The organism is Nonomuraea sp. MTCD27 (assembly GCF_041950495.1).
Classification (GTDB): domain Bacteria; phylum Actinomycetota; class Actinomycetes; order Streptosporangiales; family Streptosporangiaceae; genus Nonomuraea.
The window spans coordinates 251,558-274,776 of record NZ_JBGNUW010000007.1 but is presented as its reverse complement, the minus strand read 5'-3'; the positions used below and the strand labels follow the sequence as shown (position 1 = coordinate 274,776).

At 75.2% G+C, this 23,219-nt stretch carries 17 protein-coding genes and 2 pseudogenes; 8 read left to right on the top strand and 11 right to left on the bottom strand.

Annotated features, from left to right (window positions below):
* Positions 1-36: 36 nt before the first annotated feature.
* From ACBJ59_RS22710 to ACBJ59_RS22700, 3 genes are all read left to right on the top strand, one after another.
* Positions 37-753, top strand: coding sequence for an ABC transporter ATP-binding protein (locus ACBJ59_RS22710; RefSeq protein ID WP_375112222.1), 717 nt, complete (start codon positions 37-39; stop codon positions 751-753).
* On the top strand, positions 750-3,098 hold the full coding sequence (locus tag ACBJ59_RS22705) for an FtsX-like permease family protein (protein WP_375112221.1): 2,349 nt from the start codon (positions 750-752) through the stop codon (positions 3,096-3,098). The genes ACBJ59_RS22710 and ACBJ59_RS22705 overlap by 4 nt, the downstream gene beginning before the upstream one ends.
* A gap of 83 nt (positions 3,099-3,181) precedes the next feature.
* On the top strand, positions 3,182-4,303 hold the full coding sequence (locus ACBJ59_RS22700) for a cobalamin-independent methionine synthase II family protein (protein WP_375112220.1): 1,122 nt from the start codon (positions 3,182-3,184) through the stop codon (positions 4,301-4,303).
* A 36-nt stretch (positions 4,304-4,339) separates the two neighbouring features.
* Here the strand turns inward: ACBJ59_RS22700 and ACBJ59_RS22695 are convergent, their stop codons facing one another.
* The 4 genes and pseudogenes from ACBJ59_RS22695 to ACBJ59_RS22680 all read right to left on the bottom strand — a co-directional run.
* The gene (locus ACBJ59_RS22695) at positions 4,340-4,564 is read right to left on the bottom strand and encodes a hypothetical protein (RefSeq protein ID WP_375112219.1); all 225 of its coding nucleotides are present in this window, start codon (positions 4,562-4,564) and stop codon (positions 4,340-4,342) included.
* On the bottom strand, positions 4,539-8,135 hold the full coding sequence (locus ACBJ59_RS22690; protein WP_375112218.1) for a WD40 repeat domain-containing serine/threonine protein kinase: 3,597 nt from the start codon (positions 8,133-8,135) through the stop codon (positions 4,539-4,541). Before ACBJ59_RS22690 ends, ACBJ59_RS22695 begins: the two co-directional genes overlap by 26 nt.
* A gap of 391 nt (positions 8,136-8,526) precedes the next feature.
* Positions 8,527-10,149: an alpha-L-arabinofuranosidase C-terminal domain-containing protein gene (locus ACBJ59_RS22685; RefSeq protein ID WP_375112217.1), complete on the bottom strand. Its 1,623-nt coding sequence runs from the start codon at positions 10,147-10,149 to the stop codon at positions 8,527-8,529.
* A gap of 1 nt (position 10,150) precedes the next feature.
* A pseudogene (locus tag ACBJ59_RS22680) lies at positions 10,151-10,474 on the bottom strand (carbohydrate ABC transporter permease); the annotation flags it as partial.
* Between the two features lie 321 nt (positions 10,475-10,795).
* On the opposite strand from ACBJ59_RS22680, the gene ACBJ59_RS22675 reads away from it, so the two are divergent.
* Positions 10,796-11,785, top strand: a complete 990-nt coding sequence (locus tag ACBJ59_RS22675) for an endonuclease/exonuclease/phosphatase family protein (RefSeq protein ID WP_375112216.1) — start codon at positions 10,796-10,798, stop codon at positions 11,783-11,785.
* Between the two features lie 10 nt (positions 11,786-11,795).
* Here ACBJ59_RS22675 and ACBJ59_RS22670 read toward each other — a convergent pair whose 3' ends face one another.
* Complete coding sequence (locus tag ACBJ59_RS22670; RefSeq protein ID WP_375112427.1) at positions 11,796-12,047, bottom strand: SDR family oxidoreductase; 252 nt, start codon at positions 12,045-12,047, stop codon at positions 11,796-11,798.
* On the bottom strand, positions 12,002-12,445 hold the full coding sequence (locus ACBJ59_RS22665) for an SDR family NAD(P)-dependent oxidoreductase (RefSeq protein ID WP_375112215.1): 444 nt from the start codon (positions 12,443-12,445) through the stop codon (positions 12,002-12,004). The genes ACBJ59_RS22670 and ACBJ59_RS22665 overlap by 46 nt, the downstream gene beginning before the upstream one ends.
* A gap of 175 nt (positions 12,446-12,620) precedes the next feature.
* On the opposite strand from ACBJ59_RS22665, the gene ACBJ59_RS22660 reads away from it, so the two are divergent.
* Both ACBJ59_RS22660 and ACBJ59_RS22655 read left to right on the top strand, forming a co-directional pair.
* Positions 12,621-13,424 carry an SAM-dependent methyltransferase gene (locus tag ACBJ59_RS22660; RefSeq protein WP_375112214.1) on the top strand — a complete coding sequence of 268 codons (804 nt, stop codon included), beginning with the start codon at positions 12,621-12,623 and terminating at the stop codon, positions 13,422-13,424.
* A gap of 190 nt (positions 13,425-13,614) precedes the next feature.
* The gene (locus tag ACBJ59_RS22655) at positions 13,615-15,717 is read left to right on the top strand and encodes an MMPL family transporter (protein ID WP_375112213.1); all 2,103 of its coding nucleotides are present in this window, start codon (positions 13,615-13,617) and stop codon (positions 15,715-15,717) included.
* Between the two features lie 895 nt (positions 15,718-16,612).
* Here the strand turns inward: ACBJ59_RS22655 and ACBJ59_RS22650 are convergent.
* Positions 16,613-17,053: pseudogene (locus tag ACBJ59_RS22650) on the bottom strand (wax ester/triacylglycerol synthase domain-containing protein); the annotation flags it as partial.
* Positions 17,054-17,303: 250 nt separating this feature from the next.
* On the opposite strand from ACBJ59_RS22650, the gene ACBJ59_RS22645 reads away from it, so the two are divergent.
* Complete coding sequence (locus ACBJ59_RS22645; RefSeq protein ID WP_375112212.1) at positions 17,304-18,134, top strand: phosphatase PAP2 family protein; 831 nt, start codon at positions 17,304-17,306, stop codon at positions 18,132-18,134.
* On the opposite strand, the gene ACBJ59_RS22640 is transcribed toward ACBJ59_RS22645, so the two are convergent.
* Genes ACBJ59_RS22640 through ACBJ59_RS22625 form a run of 4 tightly spaced genes read right to left on the bottom strand, consistent with a single transcriptional unit; the run spans position 18,076 to position 21,734 of the window.
* Complete coding sequence (locus ACBJ59_RS22640; protein ID WP_375112211.1) at positions 18,076-19,137, bottom strand: NAD-dependent epimerase/dehydratase family protein; 1,062 nt, start codon at positions 19,135-19,137, stop codon at positions 18,076-18,078. The genes ACBJ59_RS22645 and ACBJ59_RS22640 overlap by 59 nt on opposite strands.
* Entirely contained in the window at positions 19,134-20,300 is a 1,167-nt protein-coding gene (locus ACBJ59_RS22635) for a hypothetical protein (RefSeq protein WP_375112210.1), read from the bottom strand. Before ACBJ59_RS22635 ends, ACBJ59_RS22640 begins: the two co-directional genes overlap by 4 nt.
* Positions 20,266-21,486, bottom strand: coding sequence for a beta-ketoacyl-[acyl-carrier-protein] synthase family protein (locus ACBJ59_RS22630; protein ID WP_375112209.1), 1,221 nt, complete (start codon positions 21,484-21,486; stop codon positions 20,266-20,268). The genes ACBJ59_RS22635 and ACBJ59_RS22630 overlap by 35 nt, the downstream gene beginning before the upstream one ends.
* Positions 21,486-21,734: an acyl carrier protein gene (locus ACBJ59_RS22625; protein WP_375112208.1), complete on the bottom strand. Its 249-nt coding sequence runs from the start codon at positions 21,732-21,734 to the stop codon at positions 21,486-21,488. Before ACBJ59_RS22625 ends, ACBJ59_RS22630 begins: the two co-directional genes overlap by 1 nt.
* Before the next feature lie 204 nt (positions 21,735-21,938).
* Here ACBJ59_RS22625 and ACBJ59_RS22620 point away from each other — a divergent pair, with 204 nt between their 5' ends.
* Positions 21,939-23,132, top strand: a complete 1,194-nt coding sequence (locus ACBJ59_RS22620; protein WP_375112207.1) for an aminotransferase class I/II-fold pyridoxal phosphate-dependent enzyme — start codon at positions 21,939-21,941, stop codon at positions 23,130-23,132.
* The last annotated feature ends 87 nt before the right edge of the window (positions 23,133-23,219 follow it).

Genomic DNA, 23,219 nt, shown 5'->3' with positions numbered 1-23,219 from the left:
ATGCCCGCGCGGCGGTCCGGAACCTAGGTTCTGACCATGAACTCTCACCACGACCCCGGCGGGCGGCTCGTCGTGCGGCTGGAGGACGTCCACAAGGAGTACGGCGCGGCCAGGGCCCTGGACGGCGTGTCGCTGGCGGTCCACGCCGGGGAGGCCGTCGCCGTGATGGGGCCGTCGGGGTGCGGCAAGTCCACGCTGCTCAACATGATCGCCGGCCTCGACCGTCCGACGCGGGGCACGGTCGAGGTGGACGGCCAGGACCTGAGCACGCTGAACGAGACCGGGCTCGCGCTGTTCCGCCGCCGCCGGATCGGGATGATCTTCCAGTTCTTCAACCTCATCGAGGACCTGCCGGCGCTGGACAACGCCGCCCTGGCCGCCCAGCTCACCGGCACGCCGGCGCGGCAGGCGCGTGACCGGGCGCTGGAGCTGTTCGAGGAGCTCGGCATCGCCGAGCGGAAGGACTCCTACCCGGCGGCGCTGAGCGGCGGCGAACGGCAGCGCGTCGCCGTGGCCAGGGCGCTGATGAACCGGCCGGCGCTGTTACTGGCCGACGAGCCGACCGGGGCGCTGGACAGCCGCTCCGGCGAGCAGGTGATGGACCTGCTGATCGACCTCAACCAGATCGGCCAGACGCTGCTGATCGTCACGCACGACCCGGAGCTGGCCGGCCGCTGCGCCGGCCGCCTGGTCGAGCTCGCCGACGGGCGGGTGGCCGGCGGGCACAGCCTGCGGCTGGAGGGAACCTCATGAGCGCGGCGCGGAAGCCCGGGCTCGCGGAGGCGGTCCTCGCAGGGGTGGGGCCGGTGTGGCGGGCCGCGCGGGGGGCGGTGCGGCGGCGGAGGGTGCAGACGGTCGTGCTCGGGGTCGTGGTGTTCTGCTCGACCGTGACCATCGTGATCGCGCTGGGCCTGCTGGAGAGCGTGTCGGCGCCGTTCGAGCGGGCGTTCGCGGCCCAGCGTGGCGCCCACGTGGTGGCGGCGTACGACGCGGGGAAGGTCTCGGCGGCCCGGCTGGCGGGCGGTGCGCGCGCGGCGGGGGTCGAGGCGGTGGCGGGGCCGTTCGCGCAGGCGGCCGTCACGATCCCGGACTCGTTCGAGCACCTGCCGCCCGGCCCGCTCTCGGTCACCGGCCGCGCGGCCCCCGGCGGGCCGGTGGACCGGGTGGACCTGTGGACCGGCCGCTGGCCGGCCCGCCCCGGGGAGATCGTGCTGAGCCGGCCGCCCAACTCCCACTTCTCGTTCCTGCTCGGGGTGACGTTCACCGTGCGGGAGGGCTCGACGTTCACCATCGTCGGGCTGGCCAGCAGCGTGAGCAGGAGCGGCGAGTCGTGGGTCACCCCGGAGCAGGCCGCCGCCCTGCGCCCGGGCACCCTCCAGATGCTCTACCGCCTGGACGGCGCGGCCACCGACGCCGAGGTCCGGCGCGGGACGGCCGCGATCACCGCGGGCCTGCCGGCCGGCGCGCTGCTGGGCACGCGGTCGTACCTGACGGTGAAGCGCGACGCCAACCGCATGGCCTCGACCTACCTGCCGTTCCTGACCGGGTTCGGCGTTCTGGGCCTCGTGGTGGCGGTGCTGATCGTGGCGAACGCGGTGAGCGGGGCGGTCGTGGCCGGGTTCCGGCACATCGGGGTGCTCAAGGCCCTCGGCTTCACCCCGAACCAGGTCGTCGCCGTCTACCTGACGATGGTGCTGGTCCCGGCGGTGGCGGGCGGCGCGCTCGGGACCTTGGCGGGCGGGCTGGCCGCGCGGCCGCTGCTGGACGACGTCGGGGCCGGGACGTTCAGCGTCGCGGTCAGCCCCTGGGTGTACGCGGCCACGCTCGCCGGCATGCCGGCCGTGGTCATGCTCGCCGCGCTGGTGCCCGCGCTGCGCGCGCGCCGGGTGCCGTCCGCCGTGGCGATCAGCGCGGCCGGCGCGAGCCGGTCCGGGAGGGGGCGGCGGGTGCAGCGTCTGCTGTCCGGCGCCCGGCTGCCGCGGGCGGTCAGCCTGGGGCTGGGGCTGCCGTTCGCGCGGCCCGGCCGTACCGCGCTCACGCTGGCGGCCGTCGTGCTCGGCGCGGCCACGGTGACGCTGGCGACCGGCCTGTCCACCACGATGACCGCGTACGGCCAGGCCGCCCAGCGCGTCGGGTACGTGCACACCATCGTCCAGACCGGCCAGGCCCGCCAGCGCGAGACGCCGCCCCGGCACGACGACGCCGCGATCGAGGCGCTGCTGCGCGCCCTGCCGGGCGCGGTGCACGTGACCGCCGACGCGTGGATCGACCTGCACCTCACCGGCTACCCGGAGCCCATCATGGGCCGGTTCCTGCGCGGGGACTCCGCGACGCTGGGCGAGACGCTCGTCGAGGGGCGCTGGCTGAGCGGCCCCGGGGAGGTGGTGGCGCCCTCGGCGTTCCTCGGCAAGCACGGCCTGGCGGTGGGCGACCGGGTCTCCCTGTCCCTGGGGCGCGGGCGCGCGGAGGCGACCGTCGTCGGCGTCACGATGGACGGCTCCGCCGACCTCGTCCAGGCCGACTGGCAGACGCTGACCGCGCTCGCGCCCACCCAGAGGGCCACCCAGTACGAGGTCCGCCTGGCCCCGGGAACGTCGGTCGAGTCCTACAACGCCGCGGTCAGGGCGGCGGACCCCGGCCTCTACCCGGTGGCCAAGAGCCGGACCGACGAGACCACCGTGGCCGTCATCGGCTTCGCGTCCGTGCTCACCCTGCTGCTGGGCACGGTCTCCGCGCTGGGCGTGCTCAACACCGTCGTGCTCGACACTCGGGAGCGGCGGCGCGACATCGGCATGCTGAAGTCCATCGGGATGACGCCGCGCCAGGTCACCGTGATGATGGTGACGTCCATGGCGGCCCTGGGGGTGGCGGGCGGGCTGCTCGGCGTGCCGATCGGCGTCGCCGCGCACCGCCTGGTCGTCCCCGCCATGGCCGGCGCGGCGGGCGTCACGCTGCCGGCGTTCATGGTCGACGTCTGGCACTTGCCGATGCTCACGCTGCTCACCCTGGCGGGGGTGGCGATCGCGGTGCTGGGGGCGTACGTGCCGGCCCGGTCGGCGGCCCGGCTCACCATCGCCACCGTGCTGCGCAACGAGTGACGGCGGCGTTCCCGGGGTGGACGGGCCAGATCGGGCGGTGGAGGCTGATCCCACGGACCGTCTGCGAGACTCCGGGAGGAAAGATGCCCACGACCTACCACGCCGAGCACGTCGGCAGTCTCCTGCGCCCGCCCGAGCTGCTGCTGGCCCGCCAGGCCAGGAAGCGGGGCGAGATGAGCGACGAGGAGCTGACCCGGCTGGAGGACAGCGCCGCCCTGGCCGCGATCGAGCTCCAGCGCGCGGCGGGGATCGAGGTCTTCACCGACGGCGAGGCGCGGCGGGACACCTGGATGGCCGGGCTGCTGGAGTCGCTCGGCGGGGTGTCGCCCATCGAGCTGCCCTCCACCGCCTGGTTCCGCGGCGACGGCGAGGAGGTGCCGCCCGAGGAGACCTCGTGGGACATGGTGGCCGCGACCGGCAAGCTCACGCAGAAGGCGAACTCCACGGCGGTCGAGGCCGGCTTCCTCGCCCGGCACGCCCCCGGCCAGTACAAGATCACCATGATGAGCGCCTCGATGGGCAACCTCCTGTGGCTGCCGGACGTCAGCGGCGAGGCCTACCCCACGCCCGGCGACCTGCTGCGCGACCTGCTCCCCCTGCGGGTCGCGGAGATCGAGGGCCTGCTGGAGCGCGGGGTGACCTGGATCCAGCTCGACTCGCTGAGCTACAACCACCTCATCGACCCGGGCTTCCGCGCCCGCGTGCTCGGGGCCGCCGCGCCCGACCCGACGACCCTCCTCGACCTGACGGTCTCGATCGACGCCGCCCAGGTACGCGCGGCCAAGCAGGCCAACCCGGACGTCACGGTCGCCATGCACATCTGCCGCGGCAACAACCGCAGCGCGTGGGCCGCCAAGGGCGGCTACGAGCCGGTCGCCGAGCGGCTGTTCGGGGAGGTGCCGGTGGACCGGTTCCTGCTGGAGTACGACACGGAGCGGGCGGGCGGGTTCGAGCCGCTGCGCTTCGTCCCCCAGGGCACGATCGTCGTGCTCGGGCTGGTCTCCTCCAAGGTGCCCCGGCTGGAGTCGCAGGACGAGCTGCGCCGCCGGATCGACGAGGCGGCCAAGTACGTGCCCATGGAGAACCTCGCCCTCAGCCCGCAGTGCGGCTTCGCCTCCACCGCCAGGGGCAACCTGCTGACCGTGGACGAGCAGCGGCGCAAGCTGGAGCTCGTGGTGGACACGGCGCGCATGGTCTGGGGCTGACCCGGCCCTCATGACACACGTCACTGGTCGCAGACGTCACCTGTGGCAGGGGTCGCGGAACGGGAGGCCGGGGACGAAGGCCGTCCACTCCTCGCGGGTGAGGGAGCGGGCGGCCTGGGCGCACGCGGTCGCCGAGGCGTCCGCCGCGAGCGCCGCCGTGTCCCACTCCCAGACGGCGTAGGCGTCGCCGGTCACCTGGACGAGGTCGGCCGCCGCGGCGACCAGGGTCCTGCCGTCACCCGTGAACGCCAGGGCCCGCACCTCGCCTCCGTGGCCGGTCAGAGGGGGGGCCGAGGGGAACGCCGGTGGCGGTGTCCCACAGCCGTACGGTGCGGTCCAGGCTCCCGGTGGCCAGGTACGTCCCGTCGGGGGCGAAGGCCACGGCCTGGACCTGGCCGGTGTGACCGGTCAGGGGCCCGCCGTGCGGCCGGGCGGTGGACACCTTCCAGAGCCGGGCCGTCCGGTCCTCGCTGCCCGACAGCAGCAGCGCGCCGCCGGGGCCGAAGGCCAGCGACGTGACCGGCAGGGTGTGGCCGCGCAGCACTCCGCGCTGCCGGCCTGTCGCCACCTCCCACAGCAGCACTGACCCGTCCGCGGTGCCCACGGCGAGCAGGGTGCCGCCGTCCGGGCTGAAGGCCGCCGCCGTCACCCGCGCCGGATGCCCGGCCAGGGGCGCGCCGCTCGCCCGGCCGTCGGGCAGCGTCCAGACCCGGACCGAGGCGTCCGGGCCGGTCGTGGCCAGGAGCCGGCCGTCCGGGCCGTAGGCCAGGGGGCGGCCGTGTACGGAGGCGGGGCCGTCGAGGATGGTGGTGTTCAGGCCGCGGTCGTCGTCGAAGGAGCCGGAGGCGGCCAGCGAGCGGCCGTCGGGGCCGAGGGCCACGCCGTCCACGAGATCGTCGGGCCGGATGCGCAGCCGCTCGCCGCGCCATCGGGCCGACCGCACGTCCCATGACCAGATGCTTCCGTAGCCGGCGCGGCTGCCGTCGTACGGCTGGACCACGAGGCGGCCGGCGTCGGCGCTCAGCACGGCCTGGGTGGTGTCCGGGCGCTCGTACCAGCGGGGCGGGACCGGCCGGTCGGCCGGGACCTGGCCGCCTTCCGGACCGATCAGCGTGAGCCGGTGGCGGGTGCCGCGCGGGAGCCGCCACAGCCGTACGGTGGCGTCGGCGCTCGCGCTGGCCAGCACCCCGCCGTCGGGGCTGAACGCGACGGCGTTGACCGCGTGCGTGTGGCCGGTCAGCGGGTCGCCCAGGGGCCGGCGGCCGCGCACGTCCCAGAGCCTGATCGTGCCGTCCTGGCTCGCGGTGGCCAGGACGCCGCCGTCCGGGCTGAAGGCCGCCGAGGTGATCAGGCCGGTGTGGCCGGTGAGCGGGCGGCCCACGACGCGCCTGGTGGCGACGTCCCAGAGCTGGATGCGCTCGCTGCCCGTGGTGCCGGCCAGGAGCCTGCCGTCCGGGCTGAACGCGAGCGCGGCGACCTCCTCCCGGGGCTCCGGCGTGACGCTCCCGGCGGCGGGTTCGAGCGGATCGCCCGTCAGCCTGCCCGAGGCGACCTCGAACGTCCTGATCGGGCCGCGCGGGTAGGCGGCGGCGATGAGGGTGCCGTCGGGGCTGAACGCGACCGGCCCCGGCGCACCCTCCAGGGAGTGCAGGGCGGCCACCGGCGTGCCCGAGGCCGCGTCCCACAGCCGGGACGCGCCGGTGGAGCCGCCGGCCGTGGCCAGGAGGCTGCCGTCCGGGCTGAACGCGGCCCACTGCCGGGTCCACGGTGTGCGCTCGCCGCCGGTCCAGCCGCGGCGCGTGGCGGTGTCCCAGACGCGTACCCGTCCGGTCGGGCCGGCCACGGCCAGCCGGGTGCCGTCGCCGCTGTACGCCACCGCCATCCCGTCCTCGTCCCCCTCGCCGCCCGCCACCGGCCACGCCACGGGGGCCAGCCGGGTCGTGTCCCACATCCGCAGCGGCGCGCCCCGGCCGGTCGCGGCGAGGGTGGCGCCGTCGGGGCCGAAGGCGACGGAGTGCACCTCGCCCGGGAACCCGCCCAGCACCGCGAGCTGCGGGCGGGCCGTGGCCGCGCGGATCGCCGCCCTGGTCTCGGGCGACGGCGGGACGATCCGGCCGGCGGCCACGGCCAGCAGTCTGGCGGTCTGGGGCGCGGTGATCGCCAGTGCCTGGCTCTGGGCGACGAGCTGGCGGCTGAGCGCCTGGTCGCGCTGTGCCCGGGCGCGTTCGCGTTCGGCGTCCGCGGCGATGTTGAGCAGCACCAGGCCCGTGGCGGCGGTCAGGAGCACGGCGACCATCGCGGCCAGCACGGTGATCACCGTACGGCGGCGGCGCTCGCGGCGGGCGGCCGCGCGCAGCGCCGACTCCAGGAAGGCCCGCTCCAGGTCGTCGAGCTCGATCCGGGTACGGCCGGCCGCGGCCCACGTCGTCACCTGCTCGAACAGGGTGCCCCGCGGCAGGTCGCCGTCGCGGCGGCCGTGGTCGCGCCAGAAGCGGGCCGCCGAGCGCAGCCGCGCGAGGACGCCGAGCCCTTCGCCCTCCTCGCGCACCCAGGCCCGCAGCCGGGGCCAGGCCGGGATCACGGCCGCGCTCGCCAGCGTCAGCCCGCCGTCGTCGTCCTCCGCCAGCAGTCCCGCGTCCAGGAACCCGCCGAGGGGCGGGACCGGCTCGGGCGGCTCGCCGGGCTCGGCGCGGCGCGGGGTGCGGCCGTCCTCGCCGATCAGCCTGAGGAACGTGGCCGGCACCCGCTCCCGCTCCCAGCCGGAGAGCTTGCGGTACGCGGCCTCCGCGGCGTCCCCCAGCGCGGGCGGCCCGGCCAGGCCCGCCGGCACCCGCAGCCCCCGGGCCCGCTCCTCGCCCCGGACCAGCAGCTCCTCCAGGGTGAGCTCGTCGCCCTCGCCCAGGAAGTCGCCACCGGCGTGCTCGCCGCCGCGGCCGAGCCCCCGGCCGGGCCCGCCGCCGGGCCCCCCGCTGGGCCCGCCGCCGCCCGTCGAGCCGGAACCGCCTGCCGGGGCGGCGTCTCCAGCGGAGACGGTGCCGGCAGGTGGGGTGAGCAGGCGCAGGAGGAGGGCCTCGGCGGTGGGGCGGTTCGCCGGGTTCTTCGACAGGGCGGCGGCCACCGGCCGGCGCAGGACTTCCGGCAGTGCGGTCAGGCCGGGGACGGCGTGCGGGGCTCGGTGGATCGCCGCCGCCGCGTCGCCGCCCGGATGGGGCGGGAGGCCGGTGGCGGCGAACAGGATGATCGCGGCCCAGGCGTACACGTCGGCCTCCGGGCCCGCGCACCCGCCGCCGAACAGCTCCGGCGCCAGGTAGTGCGCGGTGCCCGGCAGGTCGTGCGAGGAGGTGCCAGTGAAGGCCAGGATCCGGGCCGCGCCGAAGCCGACGACCCGGGGGCCGTCCGGGCCGAGCAGGACGTTGTCCGGCCTGAGGTCCCGGTGCACGGCGCCGGCGGCGTGGATGGCGGTCACGGCGGTGGCCGTGCCGGTGGCCAGCCGGCGCAGGTCGTCGCCCGCCAGCGGGCCGTGCTCCGCCACCACCGCCCGCAGCGTCGGCCCGGCCACGAACTCGCTGACGATGTACGGCCGCTCGGCGTCCAGGTCGCAGTCCAGCACCCGGGCCGTGCAGAAGGAGGCCACCCTGCGTACGGCCGCCGCCTCCCGCCTGGCCGGCCCGCCGGGGAAGCCGCCCTCGCGCAGCACCGTGACCGCCACCCGGTGGCCGGCCTCGTCGTAGCCCTCGTACACGTCGCCCTGCCGGCCGGAGCCCAGCCGTCCGGCCAGCCAGTAGGCCCCGACGCGGGCCGGGTCCTGCGCGGAGAGCGGGACGCGGGCCATCGCGGACCTCCGGGGAGCGGCAGGGCGGCCGGGCACGCGTCACGGTAGACCGGGGGCGGGCCGCGTGCCTCTCACCGCGGGCGTCTCGGTTCCGTTCCCGCCAGGAGTGCCCCTCCCCGACCGCGCGGCGGTCAGCAGCCCGTCGGTCTCCTGCTCACTGCCGGTACCCGCGCCACCCCTCCTCCGCCTCGGGCCGCAGGCCGGGGCCCGCCGATCTCCGACAGCACCACCGGCCGGCCCCGGCCGGGCAGGCTCGCCGAGCAGGGGCGACGCGGCGCGCGGGCGGCGGCCGGTCGGTGCGGACGCGCGCGGGCGGCCGGTCGGTCGGTGCGGACGCGGCGCGCGGGCGGACCAGCTGGGGCGGGGGTGGTCGGTCACGGTTGTCCCGATCTCAGAGGGCCAGCACGGTCACCGAGTGCGGCGCGACGGTCCAGGCCCCGCCGCTCGCCTCGACGTCTCCCAGGTCACGTACGGCGATCGTGTCCGGCGCGCCGAGCGTGTTGACCGCGCCGAGGCCGGGCACGTCGGCGCCCAGGCTGCGGACGCGGGCGGTCGCGGGCGTGTTCGCCGCGGCGCCGTCGAGCACGATCCGCAGCCGCAGGGCCGCGTCGCGGTGCCGGTTCACCACCGCGACCCGGACCGAGCCGTCGTCGGCGCGGGTGGCCGACACGTCCAGGTAGGGGACGGTCATGGGCGCGGTGAGCAGCCGGCCGTCCGGGCCGCGGTTGTCCCCGAGCCGGACCGCGGCGGTCCGCGCGGGCCCCTCCACCTCGCAGGGCAGCACGGTGCGGCCGGTGTGGTGGCGGTAGAGATGCCACACGTGGTAGATGGCCGACCGCAGCGCGCCGCCGGGGCGGGCGACGACCAGGCCGTTGGCGTTCACCAGGCTCACCGGGTTGGCCATGGCGACCGGCGCGGGCAGGCCGGCGGTGCGGTGGACGGCGTGGAACACCCCGGCGCAGAAGAGCGCGTCGGCGACCGTCCTGGGGCTCCACCGGTTCACCCGGACCTTGCCGGGCCCGTCCACCTCGGGGGTCTCGCGCGGGGCGACGCCGCCGTCGTCGCCGGGCAGCGGCTGCGGCCACGCCTCCGGCTCCAGGTGGCGCATCGTCCACTCGTCCAGCGCGAGCGCGGGCGGGCGGTCGAGGCCGGCGTCGGCGGCCAGCGCGGTGACGAGCTGGGAGTAGGTGTGGATCTCGCGCTCGAAGTAGAGCGACTGGGCCACGACGGCGTCGTAGTCGTCGCCGGTCCACAGGTGGGTGCCGGCCCCGTACAGGTGCAGGGACAGGTGGTCGAGCAGCGAGCCCGCGCGCTTGAGCAGCGGGCGCGTCCACTCCTCCTGCCGCCACGGGATGCCGACCCCGACCAGCCGGATCCCGGGGTCGACCAGGCGCATGAACAGGGCGTGCTCGCGGGCCGCGGCGGCGTACTCCTCGGCCGTGCGGTGGCCCATCTGCCAGGGGCCGTAGACCTCGTTGCCGACACCCCAGTAGCGCACGTTCCACGGCTCGGCCCGGCCGTTCTTCGCGCGGCGGGCGGTGAGCGTGGTGTGCCTGGCGGCGTTGGTGTACTCGATCCAGCGCACCGCCTCGTCGACGTCCCGGGCGGAGTGCACCAGATACGGCTCCGCGCCCACCGCCTCGCACCAGGCCAGGAACTCGTCGGTGCCGAACCGGTTGGATTCCTGCCCGCCCCAGGCCAGCTCCAGCCGGCTGGGCCGGGACTCGCGCGGCCCGATGCCGTCCTCCCAGTGGTAGGCCGAGGTGAAGTTGCCGCCCGGCCAGCGGATCGGGCCGGGCCCGAGCTCGCGGCAGAGCTCCAGCACGTCGGCGCGCACGCCGCGCAGCGGCCCCGGATCGGTGACGGACAGGGGCGAGCCCTCGTCGAACACCCCGCCCTCGATGTTGCCGAAGAACGCCGACTCCAGGAAGTGCCCGTAGATGTCGTCGTCGACGCGACCGGCGGGACGGCGGGTGTCGATGGTGACGAGCGCCTCGGGACTGGGGACAGGCATGTCAGGAAGACTCCGTTCTGGTCATTGCTGCACCGCTCCCGCGATGCTGTCGACGAACTCGCGCTGCACACGGGCCCCCGCCGGTGAGGGTCCGCATCAGGTCGAAGACGTTGAACGCGGCCACGGTGTCGATCAGCGTGATGATCACCAGGAACGGGACCAGCAGCGGCATCCTCACGTGCCCGAACTCCGCCCAGGCGCCCGCGCCGTCGATCATCGCGGCCTCGTGCACGCCCTGCGGGATCGTCTGCGGCGCGGCGAGCCGGTAGATCAGGGTGATGCCCAGCCACTTCCACACCCACACCGCGATGCCGGCGTACAGCGAGGTGCCCGCGTCGGCCGCGAGGCTCGCGCCGGACTCGCGGCGCTGTCAGCGCTCGGCGTAGGCCCTCTGGTCGTGGTCCGCCGTGCCGGTGAGGGGGCGGGGCGATGCAGCCGGTCGCGGGAACCCGCCCGTCGCATGGAGTCGGCCCGTCTCGTAGGCCTGCCGGGCTCGTGAAGTCGGCCGGTCTCGTGGAGCCGGCCCGGGCCGGCACGTGTCGCCTCCGCTCGCCTCCGCTCGCCTCCGCTCACTTCCGCGAATCGATCGGGCACGAGGGGCCGATCCTCATGTGGCGTTAAGAATGGCCGCTTACCGTGGGCGGCTGTGTTGGTGCGAGATGACGTGGAGACGGAGCGGCGGGTGCGGCCCCGCCGGGTGTGGCGGGTACGGCTGGCCGCCGGGCTGGCGGTGCTGTTCGCGGCGGGGACGGCCGTGCGGGCCGGTGGGCTGGAGGCCGGGGCGTTCCTGGTGCCGATGGTCTCCTTCACCCCTTACTTCGCGCTCGCGGCACTGGCCGGGCTGGGGGTCGCGGTCGCCGCGCGGAGCCGGGCCGCGATCGCGGTCATGGTCGCGGTGTGCGCCTGCCTCGCCTGGCTCGTGGTGCCGCGGGCGGTCGGCGGGGGCGAGGTCCCGGCCGGGGGTCGTCCGCTGCGGGTGCTGACCGCCAACCTGAACGGCGGGCGCGGGGACGCGACGGTGATCGTCGACCTGGTACGCCGGTTGAACGTGGACGTCCTGAGCATCCAGGAGCTGACGTACTCCGCCCGCGACCGGCTGGCGGCGGCCGGGCTCGAGGCGCTGCTGCCGTACCGGATCGGCCGGGCCGACTTCCGCGGCCCGGAGGGCAGCGGCCTGTACGCCCGCCACCCCCTGCGCGAGCGGACCGGCCTGTTCCAGCCGGTCGGGCACCACATGCCGGTGGCCGAGGTGTCGCTGCCCGGCGGCTCGGCCGTGGAGGTGGTGGTCGTGCACCCGGTCGCGCCGGTGCCCTCGACGGTGCCGGAGTGGGCGGCCGGGGTCGCCGCCCTGCCGCCCGCGCCCGCCTCGGGACCGCCGCGGATCCTGGCGGGCGACTTCAACGCGACCCTCGACCACGCGGTGTTCCGGCGGCTGCTGGACACCGGCTACACCGACGCCGCGGCCTCCACCGGTCAGGGCCTGAACCCCACCTGGCCGCAGGGCCGCGCGCTGCCGCCGCTGGTGACCATCGACCACGTGCTGACGGACGCGCGGGCCGGGGCGGTGGACGTGCAGGTGTTCGACGTGCCGGGCTCCGACCACCGCGCCCTCTTCGCCGACCTGCGGGTCAAGTGACGGGGGCCGCTCACGAGCCCATCGGAGGAGAGATCATCTTCCGGCCGGCGGTGGCGCCGCCGTCCACCGCGACCGAGGCGCCGGTCTGGTACGGGAAGTCGTCCGAGGCCAGCCCCAGCACCGCCCGGGCGATCTCGCCCGCCGTGGCCATGCGCTCCATGCCGGCCACGTCGAGCGGCCCCCAGGCGTCCCGGTACCGCGCCCACATCTCGTCCGTCAGCCCCGGGGGCCGGACGAAGGGGGTGTCGGTGGTGCCCGGCAGGATGGCGTTGACCCGGATCCCGCGGGTGCCGTACGCCAGGGCCGCCGACTTGACGATTCCAGCGTGATCGCGTGCGGCTCGGCCGAGCCGCCGATCCCGGCGTTGTCGAAGGCGACGTCGAGGCGGCCGTACCGGGATGCGACCCGGTCCACGAACGCCTTGACCTGGCTCTCCACGCGTACGTCCCCCCTGACGTAGACCGCCTCCCCGCCGGAGCGGCGGATGTCCGCCTCGACCTCCTCGCCGAGCTGCTCGCGCCGGCCGCAGAACCCCACCCTGGCGCCCTCCCCGGCGAACGCGACCGCGGCCGCCCGGCCGATGCCCGAGGTCGCGCCGGTGATCAGCACGACCTTGCCCCGGAAGCGCTCCCGCGCGGCCACCGGGGAGTCGATCAGCACGGGGACCATGCTGCTGAACGGCCCGCCCGCCCGGATTCCCCCCGCCGTCTCGGCTTTCCGGCCAGTAGGAGGAGACCGCGCCGCGAAAAGGACCGGTACGCCGCGAAAAGGACCGGTACGGGGTGATCTTTCACGTCATATGATCGTCCCCCACCCTTGTCTCCGGAGGTCCCGCATGACCGAGGCGCACCCCCACCCGCGGATCGACACGTCGGTCCCCCATTCCGCGCGCGTCTACGACTACTGGCTCGGCGGCAAGGACAACTTCGCCGCCGACCGAGCCGTGGCGGAGGCGACGGCGCAGGCCGCGCCCGGCGTCGTGCAGGGGGCGCAGGACAACCGGGCCTTCCTCGGCCGGGCCGTGCGCCACCTCGCCACCCAGGGCGTCACCCAGTTCCTCGATCTCGGGACCGGCATCCCCACCCAGGGCAACACGCACGAGGTCGCCCAGGCCGCGAACCCGGCCGCGCGGGTGGTGTACGTCGACAACGACCCCATCGTGATGATCCACGCCCGCGCGCTGCTGCGGAGCAACCCCGAGGGGCGCACCGCGTACATCGAGGCCGACCTGCGCGACCCGGACTCCATCCTCGGCCACCCCGACCTGCGCGGCACCCTCGACCTCGACCGGCCGGTCGGGCTGATCATCGTGGGCACGCTGATGTTCATCAAGGACCACGAGGACCCCTTCGGCCTGGTCGGCCGGTTCACCTCCGCGCTGGTACCCGGCAGCTACCTGGCCGTCTCGCACGTCACCGCCGACTTCGCGCCCAAGCAGGTGGGGGCCAGCGCCGACGCGTACAACAGCGACGCCCTGGCCTTCACCCCGCGCACCGCGGAGCAGGTCATGCGGTTCTTCGAGGGGTACGAGCTGGAGGAGCCCGGCCTGGTGCCGGTGTTCGACTGGCGTCCGGACGAGCCGGTGACCCGGTCGGCGGAGGAGGCGGGGGCGTACGGCGCGGTGGGCCGGAAGCTCTGACGACCGCGCTCCACCGGATTTCCCCGAACGCATAAACGCGCATTTTCCCAATTGATCCACCCATGACCCAGATATAAGACTCCTGCATGAAGTTGTTTAACCGGGAGCGGGAATTTAGGGTCTACGTGCCGGCCGGCATCTTCACTTTCAAGGCCGGAAGGTGGGCGGGGAATTGTCGGGTTTGTTGCGAATGGCGGTTGCGCGGAAAATCGCGGCCGGCGTGGTGTTCGCCTGGGTGGCCATCGCCGTGGCGGCCGTTCTCGCCAGCGGCCCCCTCGACGACGTCCGGGTCACCAGCGGCACCTCCATGCTGGCCAGGGACGCGGAGTCGGCCCGCGTGCTCGACCTGCTGGCCCAGCAGTCCGGCCGGGTGGTTCCCGCCCTCGTGATCTACGAGCGGCCCGGGCCGCTCCAGCCGGGCGACCTCGCGGCGGCCCGGCACGACCTGCGGCAGTTCGCCACCGTTCCCGACGTGCTCGGCACCGCGTCGGCGCCGGTCCCCAGCGCCGACGGGCGCGCGCTCCAGGTGACGGTGCTGCTGTCCGGCAAACCTGGCGTGCTCGTCAGCCCCCTGGTCGAGCGGCTGCGCCAGATCGCCGCGGAGGGCAGCCCGCCGGGGCTGGTCAGCCACGTGAGCGGCGCCGGCGGGGCGGCCGCCGACTACGTCGACTCCTTCCGCCGCGTCGACGGCACGCTCCTGGCGCTGAGCGTGGCCGTGGTGTTCCTGGTCCTGCTCGCCGTCTACCGCAGCCCCGTCCTGTGGGTGATCCCCATGCTCGCCGTGGTGGTGGCCTACCTCGCCTCGGCGGCGGCGGTCTACGCGCTGGCGCGGGCCGGGCTGATGACACTGCGCGCGGCCACGCCCGAGATCTTCACCGTGCTGGTGTTCGGGGTGGCCACGGACTACGCGCTCCTGCTCGTCGCCCGCTTCCGGGAGCGGCTGCGCGTGACGGCCGATCCGGGGGCGGCGCTGAAGGAGGCGCTGTCCGGAGGCATCCGCACGGTCGTGGCCTCGGCGCTGACGGTGGCGGGCGGCGTCGGCTGCCTCGTGGTGGCCGACACGCACGCGTTGCGCTCGATCGGCGCGGCGGCCGCCGTCGGCATCGTGATCACGATGGTGGTGATGGTGACCCTGCTGCCCGCGCTCATGCTCCTGGGCGGGCGGCGGGCCTTCTGGCCGAACACGCCGCGTCCCGGCCAGGTGCCCCGCGACGGGCTGTGGCAGGGGGTCGCGGGCTTCGTCGGCCAGCGGCCCCGGCTCGCCTGGGCGGGCTCGGCGCTGCTCCTGACCATGCTGTGCATGGGGCTGACCACCCTTGACGCCTCGGGCATCCCGCCGTCGGCCCTGTTCACCATGCGCACCGACTCCGTGGCCGGCTACGACGCGCTGCGGCGCCACTACCCGGCCAGCGCCCCCGTGGTGGTCCTGGCCCGGCAGGACCAGAGCGCCGTCGTGGGGCGGGCGGTGCGCCAGGCGGAGGGGGTCGTGTCGGTGCGCCGGGGGCCGCCCGCGCCGTGGCGTACCTTCGACGTGGTGCTGGCCGCTGAGCCGAACACGCCGGAGGCCCGGCGTCTGGTGGAGGACCTGCGCACGTCAGTGCGCGCCGTCGCCGGTGGGGCGGCGCTGCTCGGCGGGTTCACCAGCGAACTCCTCGACATCAGGACCGCCGCCCTCGACGACACCTTCCTCGTGGTGCCGCTGATCCTGCTGGTCGTGGGGCTGATCCTGATCGTCCTGCTGCGCTCGCTGGTGGCGCCGCTGCTGCTGATCGGCACGGTGGTGCTGTCGTTCGCGGCCACGCTGGGGCTCTGCTCGGCGCTGTTCACCCAGTTCCTGGGTTATCCCGTCATGGACGCGTCCTTCGCCCTGTACGCGTTCGTCTTCCTCATCGCCTTCGGCATCGACTACAACATCTTCCTGATGGCCCGGGTGCGGGAGGAGTCCCTGCGGCTGGACACCCGCGAGGCCACCCTGCACGCGCTGCGGGCGACCGGCGGGGTGATCACGGCGGCAGGGGTCGTGCTGGCGGCGGCGTTCTTCGTGCTGACCGTGCTGCCGCTGGTGCCGGTCGTGCAGCTCGGGCTGCTGGTGGCGATCGGGGTGGTCATCGACACCGTCGTCGTACGGTCGTTCCTGGTGCCCGCGCTCGCCCACCACATGGGGCGGCTCATCTGGTGGCCAGCGCGTGCAGCTCCTTCAGCTCCTGCCCCAGGAGCCCGAGCAGCTCCCCGGACCGCGACACCCGGGGATCGAACACCGCCGAGAACGACACCGTGCCGCCGACAGGCATGATCACCACCATCCCGGCCAGCCCCGGCGCCAGGCCGGGCACCGCGAACACCTCGCCCTGGGCCGCGAGCTCCTTGGGCAGCGGGATCGCGGTCACGCTGAGCCTCCTGGGCTCGTCCTTCCTGAACAGCGGCGACAGCAGCCGCAACATCGGCACCGCGACTGCGGCGGGCAGGCCGTAGAGCCGGCCGGCGGCCTGCCGGGCGTGCCCGATCCGCCTGAGCGTCGTCTGCTCGGTCACCCGCTCCAGCCGGGCCATCGTCGAGGGCTCGTCGCAGGGCATGGCGATGGGCAGGAGCCCGGTGTGGTTGCCCAGCGCGGTGTGCTGCCGATGCCCGCACAACCCGACCGGCAGCGCCACCACCAACTCCCGCCCCCGCCCCTTCCACCAACGCCCGTCGCTGTCGCTCCCGCCGCGCCCCCCGCGACCGGCGCCCCATACACCGCCGACCGGCGTTCCGGCGTCGTCGCCCCACACGCCGTCACTGTCGCCACCGCCCCGCTGCCTGGGGCCATCGCTCCACCCGCGACCATCGCCTCCGCCCCGTGACCCGGCACCGTCGGGCGGGTTCTGCGTGCGGCCGGGATCGCCGCCGTCCGGCGCGCGGTCGCGCCCCTCCCCGCACCGCACCCCGTACAGCCCGCCACCGGGGCCGAAGTCCGGCCGGAGGTCGGGGGGCCAGGCGGTGGGGTTCCAGGCGCGCAAGGCGCCGGCGACGAGGGCGATGCCGATCTGGGCGAGGCTGGCGCCGGTGGCGCGGGCGATGTCGTGGAACGGGGCGCTGTCCAGGGTGGTCACCTGCAACTGGAGGTCCTGCCCCCCACCAGCGCGGGCGGTGAACCAGCGGGGCGAGGCAGCCCCCAGCCGGCCCAGGTCGGCCAGCGCGCGACGGGCCGGTCCCGGCGACCTCCAGTACGTCCCGCCCGCCTCGGGCGGCGGCAGCGTCTCCGTCCCCAGCAGGACACGGGCGGCACCGGCGATGCCCATGCCGTCCTGGAAGACGTGATGCGCCCGGTAGCAGAGCACATGTCCGGCCCCCTCGTCGTCCCCGTCCAGCACCATCAGGCTCCACAGCGGACGGTCCGGGGCGAGCGGCCGGACCCGCAGGGCGTCCATCACCGCCTGGTGGACGCCGATCCCGGGGGGCAGCCGATGGAACTCGACGTGGTGGGCGGGATCGAACGCGGGATCCGGCTCCCAGCGTGCCCGCCGTCCCCGCCCGGCCAGCCGGTAGGCCAGCGCCGGCGCCCGTACGCGCACCTTCTCGGCGACGTCCGCGCACAGCTGCGCGGGATCCGGCGGGGGCCCCGGACGGCGTACGGCGATGCCGTAGTGCATGCGGGAGTCGTGCACCGCACCCGCGCCGAGCCGGATCACATAATGGTCGCCGAAAGTCAGGGGTATCGCACCGGCGGCGAATTCGCCATTCACGGTCGGCCAGGTTATCTTCCGGCGTACACCGAGTGAAGCAATTCCCGTCCGGCGAGCCGCCGATATATTTGACCTCCAGCGAAAATCACCGGAAGTCGGGGGGCTAATTGTGGAAATTCGACCGGTTGAAGTGCTGTTGTTGGGCTATTTCGGGCTCATGGCGCTCATCGCGGCCGTTTCCCTGGACCGCCTGGCCGGCGGCCCGGCCCTGCTCGCGGGATACGCGCTCGCCGCCCTGTTCCTGATCGGCCTCGCCCACGCGGAGCGCCGCCTGCCGGGCGTCAGGGCGGTGTCGCGCATCCGGTTCGCCGGGCCGCTCCTCGTGCTCCCGTTCGCATACTCCGCCGCCGCCCGCACCGCCCCCGTCCTGCACGGCCGCTTCGTCGACGACGCCGTGCAGGCCTGGGAGCAGGCGGCGTTCGGGATCTCGCCGAACGCCGCGATCAGCGTCCTGGCCAACCCACCGCTGACAGAGCTGCTGACCTTCTGCTATTTCTCCTACTACGCCTGCTTCCTGCTCCCGGTGATCCTCTACGCGCGAGGCCGCCGGCAGCTGGCCGAGCGCTACCTGTTCGCCGCGCTCACCGCGCTGCTGACCTGCTACGCCGGGTTCGTCCTCGTCCCGCTGGCCGGCCCGGCCCTGGCGGCGCCGGAGCTGTACGCCGCCCACCGGCCCTCCGGCTACGCGATCACCGCCCTGCAGAACCACATCATGGCGGCCTTCGACCCGCCCGGCGCCTGCTTCCCGTCGCCGCACGTGGCGGGCGCCTGGATCACCCTGTTGTGCCTGCGCCGGTTCGTCCCGGCGAACGTCCGCCTCCTCCTGTGCGTGCTGACCGCCGGGCTGACGGTCGCCGTCGTCTACGACTGGTATCACTACTTCTCCGACGTCATCGCCGGCCTGGCGGTGGCGCTGGCCGCGCACGCCGTCACGAAGCGGTACGCGGTGCGGCCAGAGCAGCCAGAGCGGCCTCGAATCCCTGCCTGAGCGTGGTGGCGGGGGCGAAGCCCAGCTCGCGTACGGCGTCGTCCGGCGCGCAGGTCCAGTCGGCGCGGCGCATCTCGCGGGCCTTGTCCCGGTTGAGCGGCGGGACGGTCCCCGCGGCCAGCTCGGCCAGGGCGGCCACGGCCCCCACGACCGGCACCGGCAGCGGCAGCAGCAGGGGGTCGCGGCAGCCGGCCGCCCGGGCGAGGGCGCGGCAGATGTCGGCCCAGTGATAGGCGTGGCCGTCGCTGATCGGGTACGTGCCCCGCCGTGGATCGTCCGGATGCAGGGCGGGGCCGTGGTCGGCGGCGGCGAGCAGCGCGGTGCACAGGTCGTCGACGTAGACCATGCCGTAGCGGCGGGGGCCGTAGCCCGCCTTGACGACCACGCCGAGCCGGACCATGGGCAGGAGGGCAGGCAGCAGCGCGGCCTCCCCCGGGCCGTAGACGATGGCGGGGCGCAGGATGACCGAGGGCACCTGGTGGGCGTGCTCCCTGGCGACCTGCTCGCCCGCCCGCTTGCTGGCCCCGTACAGGGAGATCGCCGGGCCGGCGGCCAGGGAGGAGCAGAGCACCAGGCGCGGGGGGCGGGGTCTGGCGGCGAGCGCGCGGACCAGGTGGGCGACGCCGTCGCGGTTGAGCGCCCAGAACTCGGCGGCGGTGCGCGCCCTGAGCGCGGCGGCCAGGTGGATCACCCGGTCGGCTCCCTCCAGCGCCTCCGGGATGCCCCGGCCGGTGGCCAGGTCCCCGTCGACCACCTCGACGCCCAGCTCGCGCAGCGCCCGCGCGCGCGGGGACGGGCGGGCGAGCGCGGTGACCCGGCCGCCACGCGCGAGGATCATCCGCGTCAGCCGCCCCCCGACGAAGCCGGTGGCCCCGGTGACCAGGTAACGCCGCCCGCCCGCCCACGCCGCCGACGCGTCCTGCCACGACAGGCCGTGCCGCGAGCCCGCCCCGCGCGCGTCCTCCTGCCGCGAGTCCGCCCCGCGCGGCTGCGCGGGCGTCACAGGTCGCGGCCGTAGATGCGGTACGTCTTGCTGTGGGTGCAGCCGGCGCTCTCCAGGTAGCGGTTCACGGCCGAGTTGTCCTCCAGCGTCCACCCGTGCTCCATCCCGCCGTCGTACCCAGCCGCCCTGACCGCCTCCTGCCCCCGGGTGAAGAGGGCGGTCTCGATGCCGCGGCCGGACAGGTGCGGGACGACACCGAACAGGACGCCCCGGACCCGGTCGATCCGGCGCGCGGCCAGGGACAGGCGGACCAGCCCGATCGGCAGGCCGAAGCGGGTCAGGCGGCCCCGGGCGGCGGGCAGGGCCTGGTTGAGGTCGGGCAGCGCGAGGGCGACCGCGACCGGCTCGCCCGCGACCTCGGCGAGCTGGACGAGCCCGGGTTCCATGACCGCGCGCAGCCGGCCCGCGACGGCGGTGAACTCGGCGTCCGTCATCGGGGTGAAGCCCCAGTTGCCCTGCCACGCGCGGTCGAAGACGTGCTTGACCCGCATCATGTCGGCGTGGAAGTCGCCCGGGTCGAGGGATCGTACGGTGAGCTGGTGGCTCCGCTCGGCGTGCCGCGCGATCCGGGCCAGCCGCTCCCCCGGCGCCCCGTGACCCCCCTCCCACGCCCACAGGTCCTTCGCCTTCGCCAGCCCGCACGACTCCAGCAGCCCCGGATAGTAGGCGGGGTTGTACGGCATCATCACGCTCGGCGGCGTGCCGAACCCGTCCACGAGCACCCCGCACTCCTCGTTCGTGGTGAAGTTGACCGGCCCCAGCATGGTCCGCAGCCCGCGCCCGCGCAGCCACCCGCCGGCGGCGTCCAGCAACTCGCGCGCGACCGAGGGGTCGTCGGCGCAGGCGAACTGGCCGAAGAACCCGTCGCGCGCCCCGTGGACGTCGTTGTGGCGCGGGTTGTCCACGGCGGCCACCCGACCTGCCACCCGCCCGCCCCGGCGTACGGTGAACAGCTCGACGTCGCCGTAGGCGAAGAAGGGGTTGCGCCGCCGGTCCAGCAGCCGCCGGCAGTCGCCCCGCAGCGGCGGCACGAAGCAGGGGTCGCGGCCGTGCAGCGTGTACGGCAGCTCGACGAACTCCCGCAGCCGGCGGCGCCCCCGGACCGGTTCGGCGGCCGGGGCCCGCCCGCTAGGTGCCGGACGGGACGAAGACGAGACTCGCATTGTGGCCCCCGAAGGCGAACGAGTTGGACACGACGGCACCGGGCGCGAGCGGGCGCGGCCGGCGTACCACGTCGATCTCGCACTCGGGATCCTGCACGTCGAGGTTGATCGTGGGGTGGATCAGGCGCTCGTGCAGCGTCAGCACGCCCGCCACGGCCTCGATCGCGCCCGCGGCGCCGATCGCGTGGCCGACCACGCTCTTGGTCGAGGTGACCGGCACCTGGCCGGGGCCGAACAGCCGGGCGATCACCTGGGCCTCGGTGACGTCGTTGAGCGGGGTGCCGCTGCCGTGGGCGTTCACGTGCGCCACGTCCCCCGGCTCCACGCCCGCGTCGGCCAGCGCCTGGCGGACGCACCGTTCGGCCCCGTCGCCCTTGGGATCGGGCGAGGTCAGGTGGTGGGCGTCGGAGGTGCGGCCGTAGCCCGCCAGCTCGGCGTAGACGCGGGCGCCCCGGCGTACGGCGTCCTCGAGGCGTTCGAGCACGACGAACGCGGCGCCCTCGGCCAGCACGAAGCCGTCGCGGTCGGCGTCGAAGGGCCGCGAGGCCCGCTCCGGCTCGGCCACCCGCTGCGACAGCGCGCCGCAGCGGTGGAAGGCGAGCAGGACGGCCGGCGAGACGCACGCCTCGGTGCCCCCGGCCACCACCAGGTCGGCCGACCCGTCCCTGAGCAGGCGCAGCCCCTCCCCGATCGTGTGGCCGCCGGAGGCGCAGGCCGTCGAGACGGTCAGGCTGGGGCCGAGGATCTGGTGGCGCATGCTGACGAACGCGGCCGACGCGTTGGGCATCTTCCTCGGGATGTAGAGCGCGCCCGGCTGCCCGTCGTCGCCGAGCAGGGCGGCCTCGGTGGTCTCGTTGCCGCCCAGCGCGGTGCCGGTCACGACCGCGCGCCGCTCGGGCAGGACCGCCGGCTCACCGGCGTCGGCCAGCGCGTCGTCGGCCGCGCACACGGCCAGCAGCGTCGCGCGGTCCATCCGGCGCGCCTGCTTGCCCGTGACGTAGGGGGAGGTGTCGAAGCCGGGCACCTGGCAGGCGAAGTCGACCGGCAGGCCGGCGGGGTCGAAGGAGGTGATCGTACGCGCGGTGGAGCGCCCGGCGACCAGGGTGCTCCAGAACGTCCGGAGATCGTTGCCGGCCGGGGTGCGCACGCCCAGGCCGGTGACGGCGACGCGGACCCGCCCGCGCATCAGCCGGCCTGGGCCCCGGCGTGGACCAGGGCTGTCACGTCGGCCAGGGTGCGCGCCTGCTTGGCGGTGTCGAGGTCGACGACCAGCTTGAAGCGGTCCTCGCTCGCCGCGGCCAGCTCGGCCATGTCGAGGCTGTCGGCCTCCAGCTCCTCGCGCAGGTCCGTCTCCGGGGTGATGAGTGCCGGATCCACCGAGAGGATCTTGGCGCAGATGGCGCGGAGCTGGTGGAAGATCTGTTCCTCGGTCATGCGTACGTCCTTGTCGGCTGTCGCTGTCGTGCATCGGGGCTGAGCCGGGGCTCGAGCGCCGCGCGCCGCTGGGCGCGCTCATGCTCGGTCCAGACCAGCGGCGATTACTATACTATTACCGACAGTCACTGTCAGCTACGATCACCCGATGCGGAGTGAGTCGCCGGAATGCTTCGGACAGAGCCGGAAAGTGAATGCCGGGCCGTGCCGGACCCGTTCAGCAAATGCCGGGTCCCGCAGGAGATAGCGGGGCTGGTAGCGCCGGGCGTCTACCCCTTCTACCTGCCGGTCGAGGAGCGGCCGGGCGGCGGGGAGGTGGTGGTGGGCGGCCGCCGCGTGCTGATGGCCGGCTCCAACGACTACCTGGCGCTGTCGGACGACCGGCGGCTGAAGGAGGCCGGCGCGGACGCGCTGCGCCGGTTCGGCGCGGGCAACTCCGGCTCGCGGGTGCTCAACGGCACGCTGGTCCTGCACCAGCGCCTGGAGCAGGAGCTGGCCGAGTTCCTCGGCCACGAGGCGGCGATGGTGGTCTCCACCGGCTACCAGGCCAACCTGTCCCTCGGCGCGTTGTTCGGGCCGCGCGACGTCCTGCTGGCCGACCGGCACATCCACGCCTCGCTCCTCGACGCCGCCCGGCTCGGCCAGGCGCGGCTGCGGCGCTTCCGGCACAACGACATGGCCCAGCTCGGCGCGCTGCTGGAGGCCGCCGGCCCGGACGACGGGGTGCTCGTGCTCACCGAGGGCATGTTCTCGGTCGGCGGCGACCTGTGCGACCTGCCGGGCATCGCCAAGCTCGCGGCCCGGCACGGAGCCCGGGTCGTCATCGACAGCGCGCACGACGCGGGCCTGCTGGGCGCCGGCGGGCGGGGCGCCGCCGAGCACTACGGCCTGCAGCCGGCCGTGGACGTGCAGACGGTCACCTTCTCCAAGTGCTTCGGCACGCTCGGCGGAGCCGTCGCCGGGCCCCGGCACGTCATCGACTACCTGCGGCACAGCGCGCGGGCCGCGCTGTTCTCGGCCTCGCTGCCGCCGGCCTGCACCGCGGCGGCGCTGGCCGCCCTCCACATCATCCGTACGGAGCCCGAACGCCGCCGGGCGGCCCTGACCGCCGCCGAACGCCTGCGCTCGGGCCTGGTCGCGCTCGGTTTCGCCATCCCGCCGGGCGGCACCCCCACCGTGTCGCTGCAGGTGGGAGACGCCCTGGAGTGCAGCCGGTTCTGGGCCGGGCTGCTGGACGAGGGGGTCTTCGGCAACGTCATGCTGCCGCCGGGCGTGCCCGAGGGCAAGGCGCTGATCCGGCTGAGCGTCACCGCCGCCCACACCGGCGCGCAGGTGGACCGGGTGCTGGGCGCGGTGGCCGCCGTCGCCGGCCGCCTGGGCACGCTCACCCGGCACTGACGCACGCGTCCCGACCCGCACTCCGGCGGGACCGACCGGGTCGGCGCTTCCATTAGCCTGGCCCCGCGGAGCGGCAGGCGACGGTAC

Bases quoted from the DNA above. Each gene is read 5' to 3' on its own strand.
- ACBJ59_RS22700 (WP_375112220.1), top strand. From the start codon at position 3,182: ATGCCCACGACCTACCACGCCGAGCACGTCGGCAGTCTCCTGCGCCCG.
- ACBJ59_RS22635 (WP_375112210.1), bottom strand. From the start codon at position 20,300: ATGCGAGTCTCGTCTTCGTCCCGTCCGGCACCTAGCGGGCGGGCCCCG.
- ACBJ59_RS22660 (WP_375112214.1), top strand. From the start codon at position 12,621: ATGACCGAGGCGCACCCCCACCCGCGGATCGACACGTCGGTCCCCCAT.
- ACBJ59_RS22685 (WP_375112217.1), bottom strand. From the start codon at position 10,149: ATGCCTGTCCCCAGTCCCGAGGCGCTCGTCACCATCGACACCCGCCGT.
- ACBJ59_RS22690 (WP_375112218.1), bottom strand. From the start codon at position 8,135: ATGGCCCGCGTCCCGCTCTCCGCGCAGGACCCGGCCCGCGTCGGGGCC.
- ACBJ59_RS22630 (WP_375112209.1), bottom strand. From the start codon at position 21,486: ATGCGCGGGCGGGTCCGCGTCGCCGTCACCGGCCTGGGCGTGCGCACC.
- ACBJ59_RS22625 (WP_375112208.1), bottom strand. From the start codon at position 21,734: ATGACCGAGGAACAGATCTTCCACCAGCTCCGCGCCATCTGCGCCAAG.
- ACBJ59_RS22655 (WP_375112213.1), top strand. From the start codon at position 13,615: ATGGCGGTTGCGCGGAAAATCGCGGCCGGCGTGGTGTTCGCCTGGGTG.
- ACBJ59_RS22645 (WP_375112212.1), top strand. From the start codon at position 17,304: ATGGCGCTCATCGCGGCCGTTTCCCTGGACCGCCTGGCCGGCGGCCCG.
- ACBJ59_RS22705 (WP_375112221.1), top strand. From the start codon at position 750: ATGAGCGCGGCGCGGAAGCCCGGGCTCGCGGAGGCGGTCCTCGCAGGG.
- ACBJ59_RS22710 (WP_375112222.1), top strand. From the start codon at position 37: ATGAACTCTCACCACGACCCCGGCGGGCGGCTCGTCGTGCGGCTGGAG.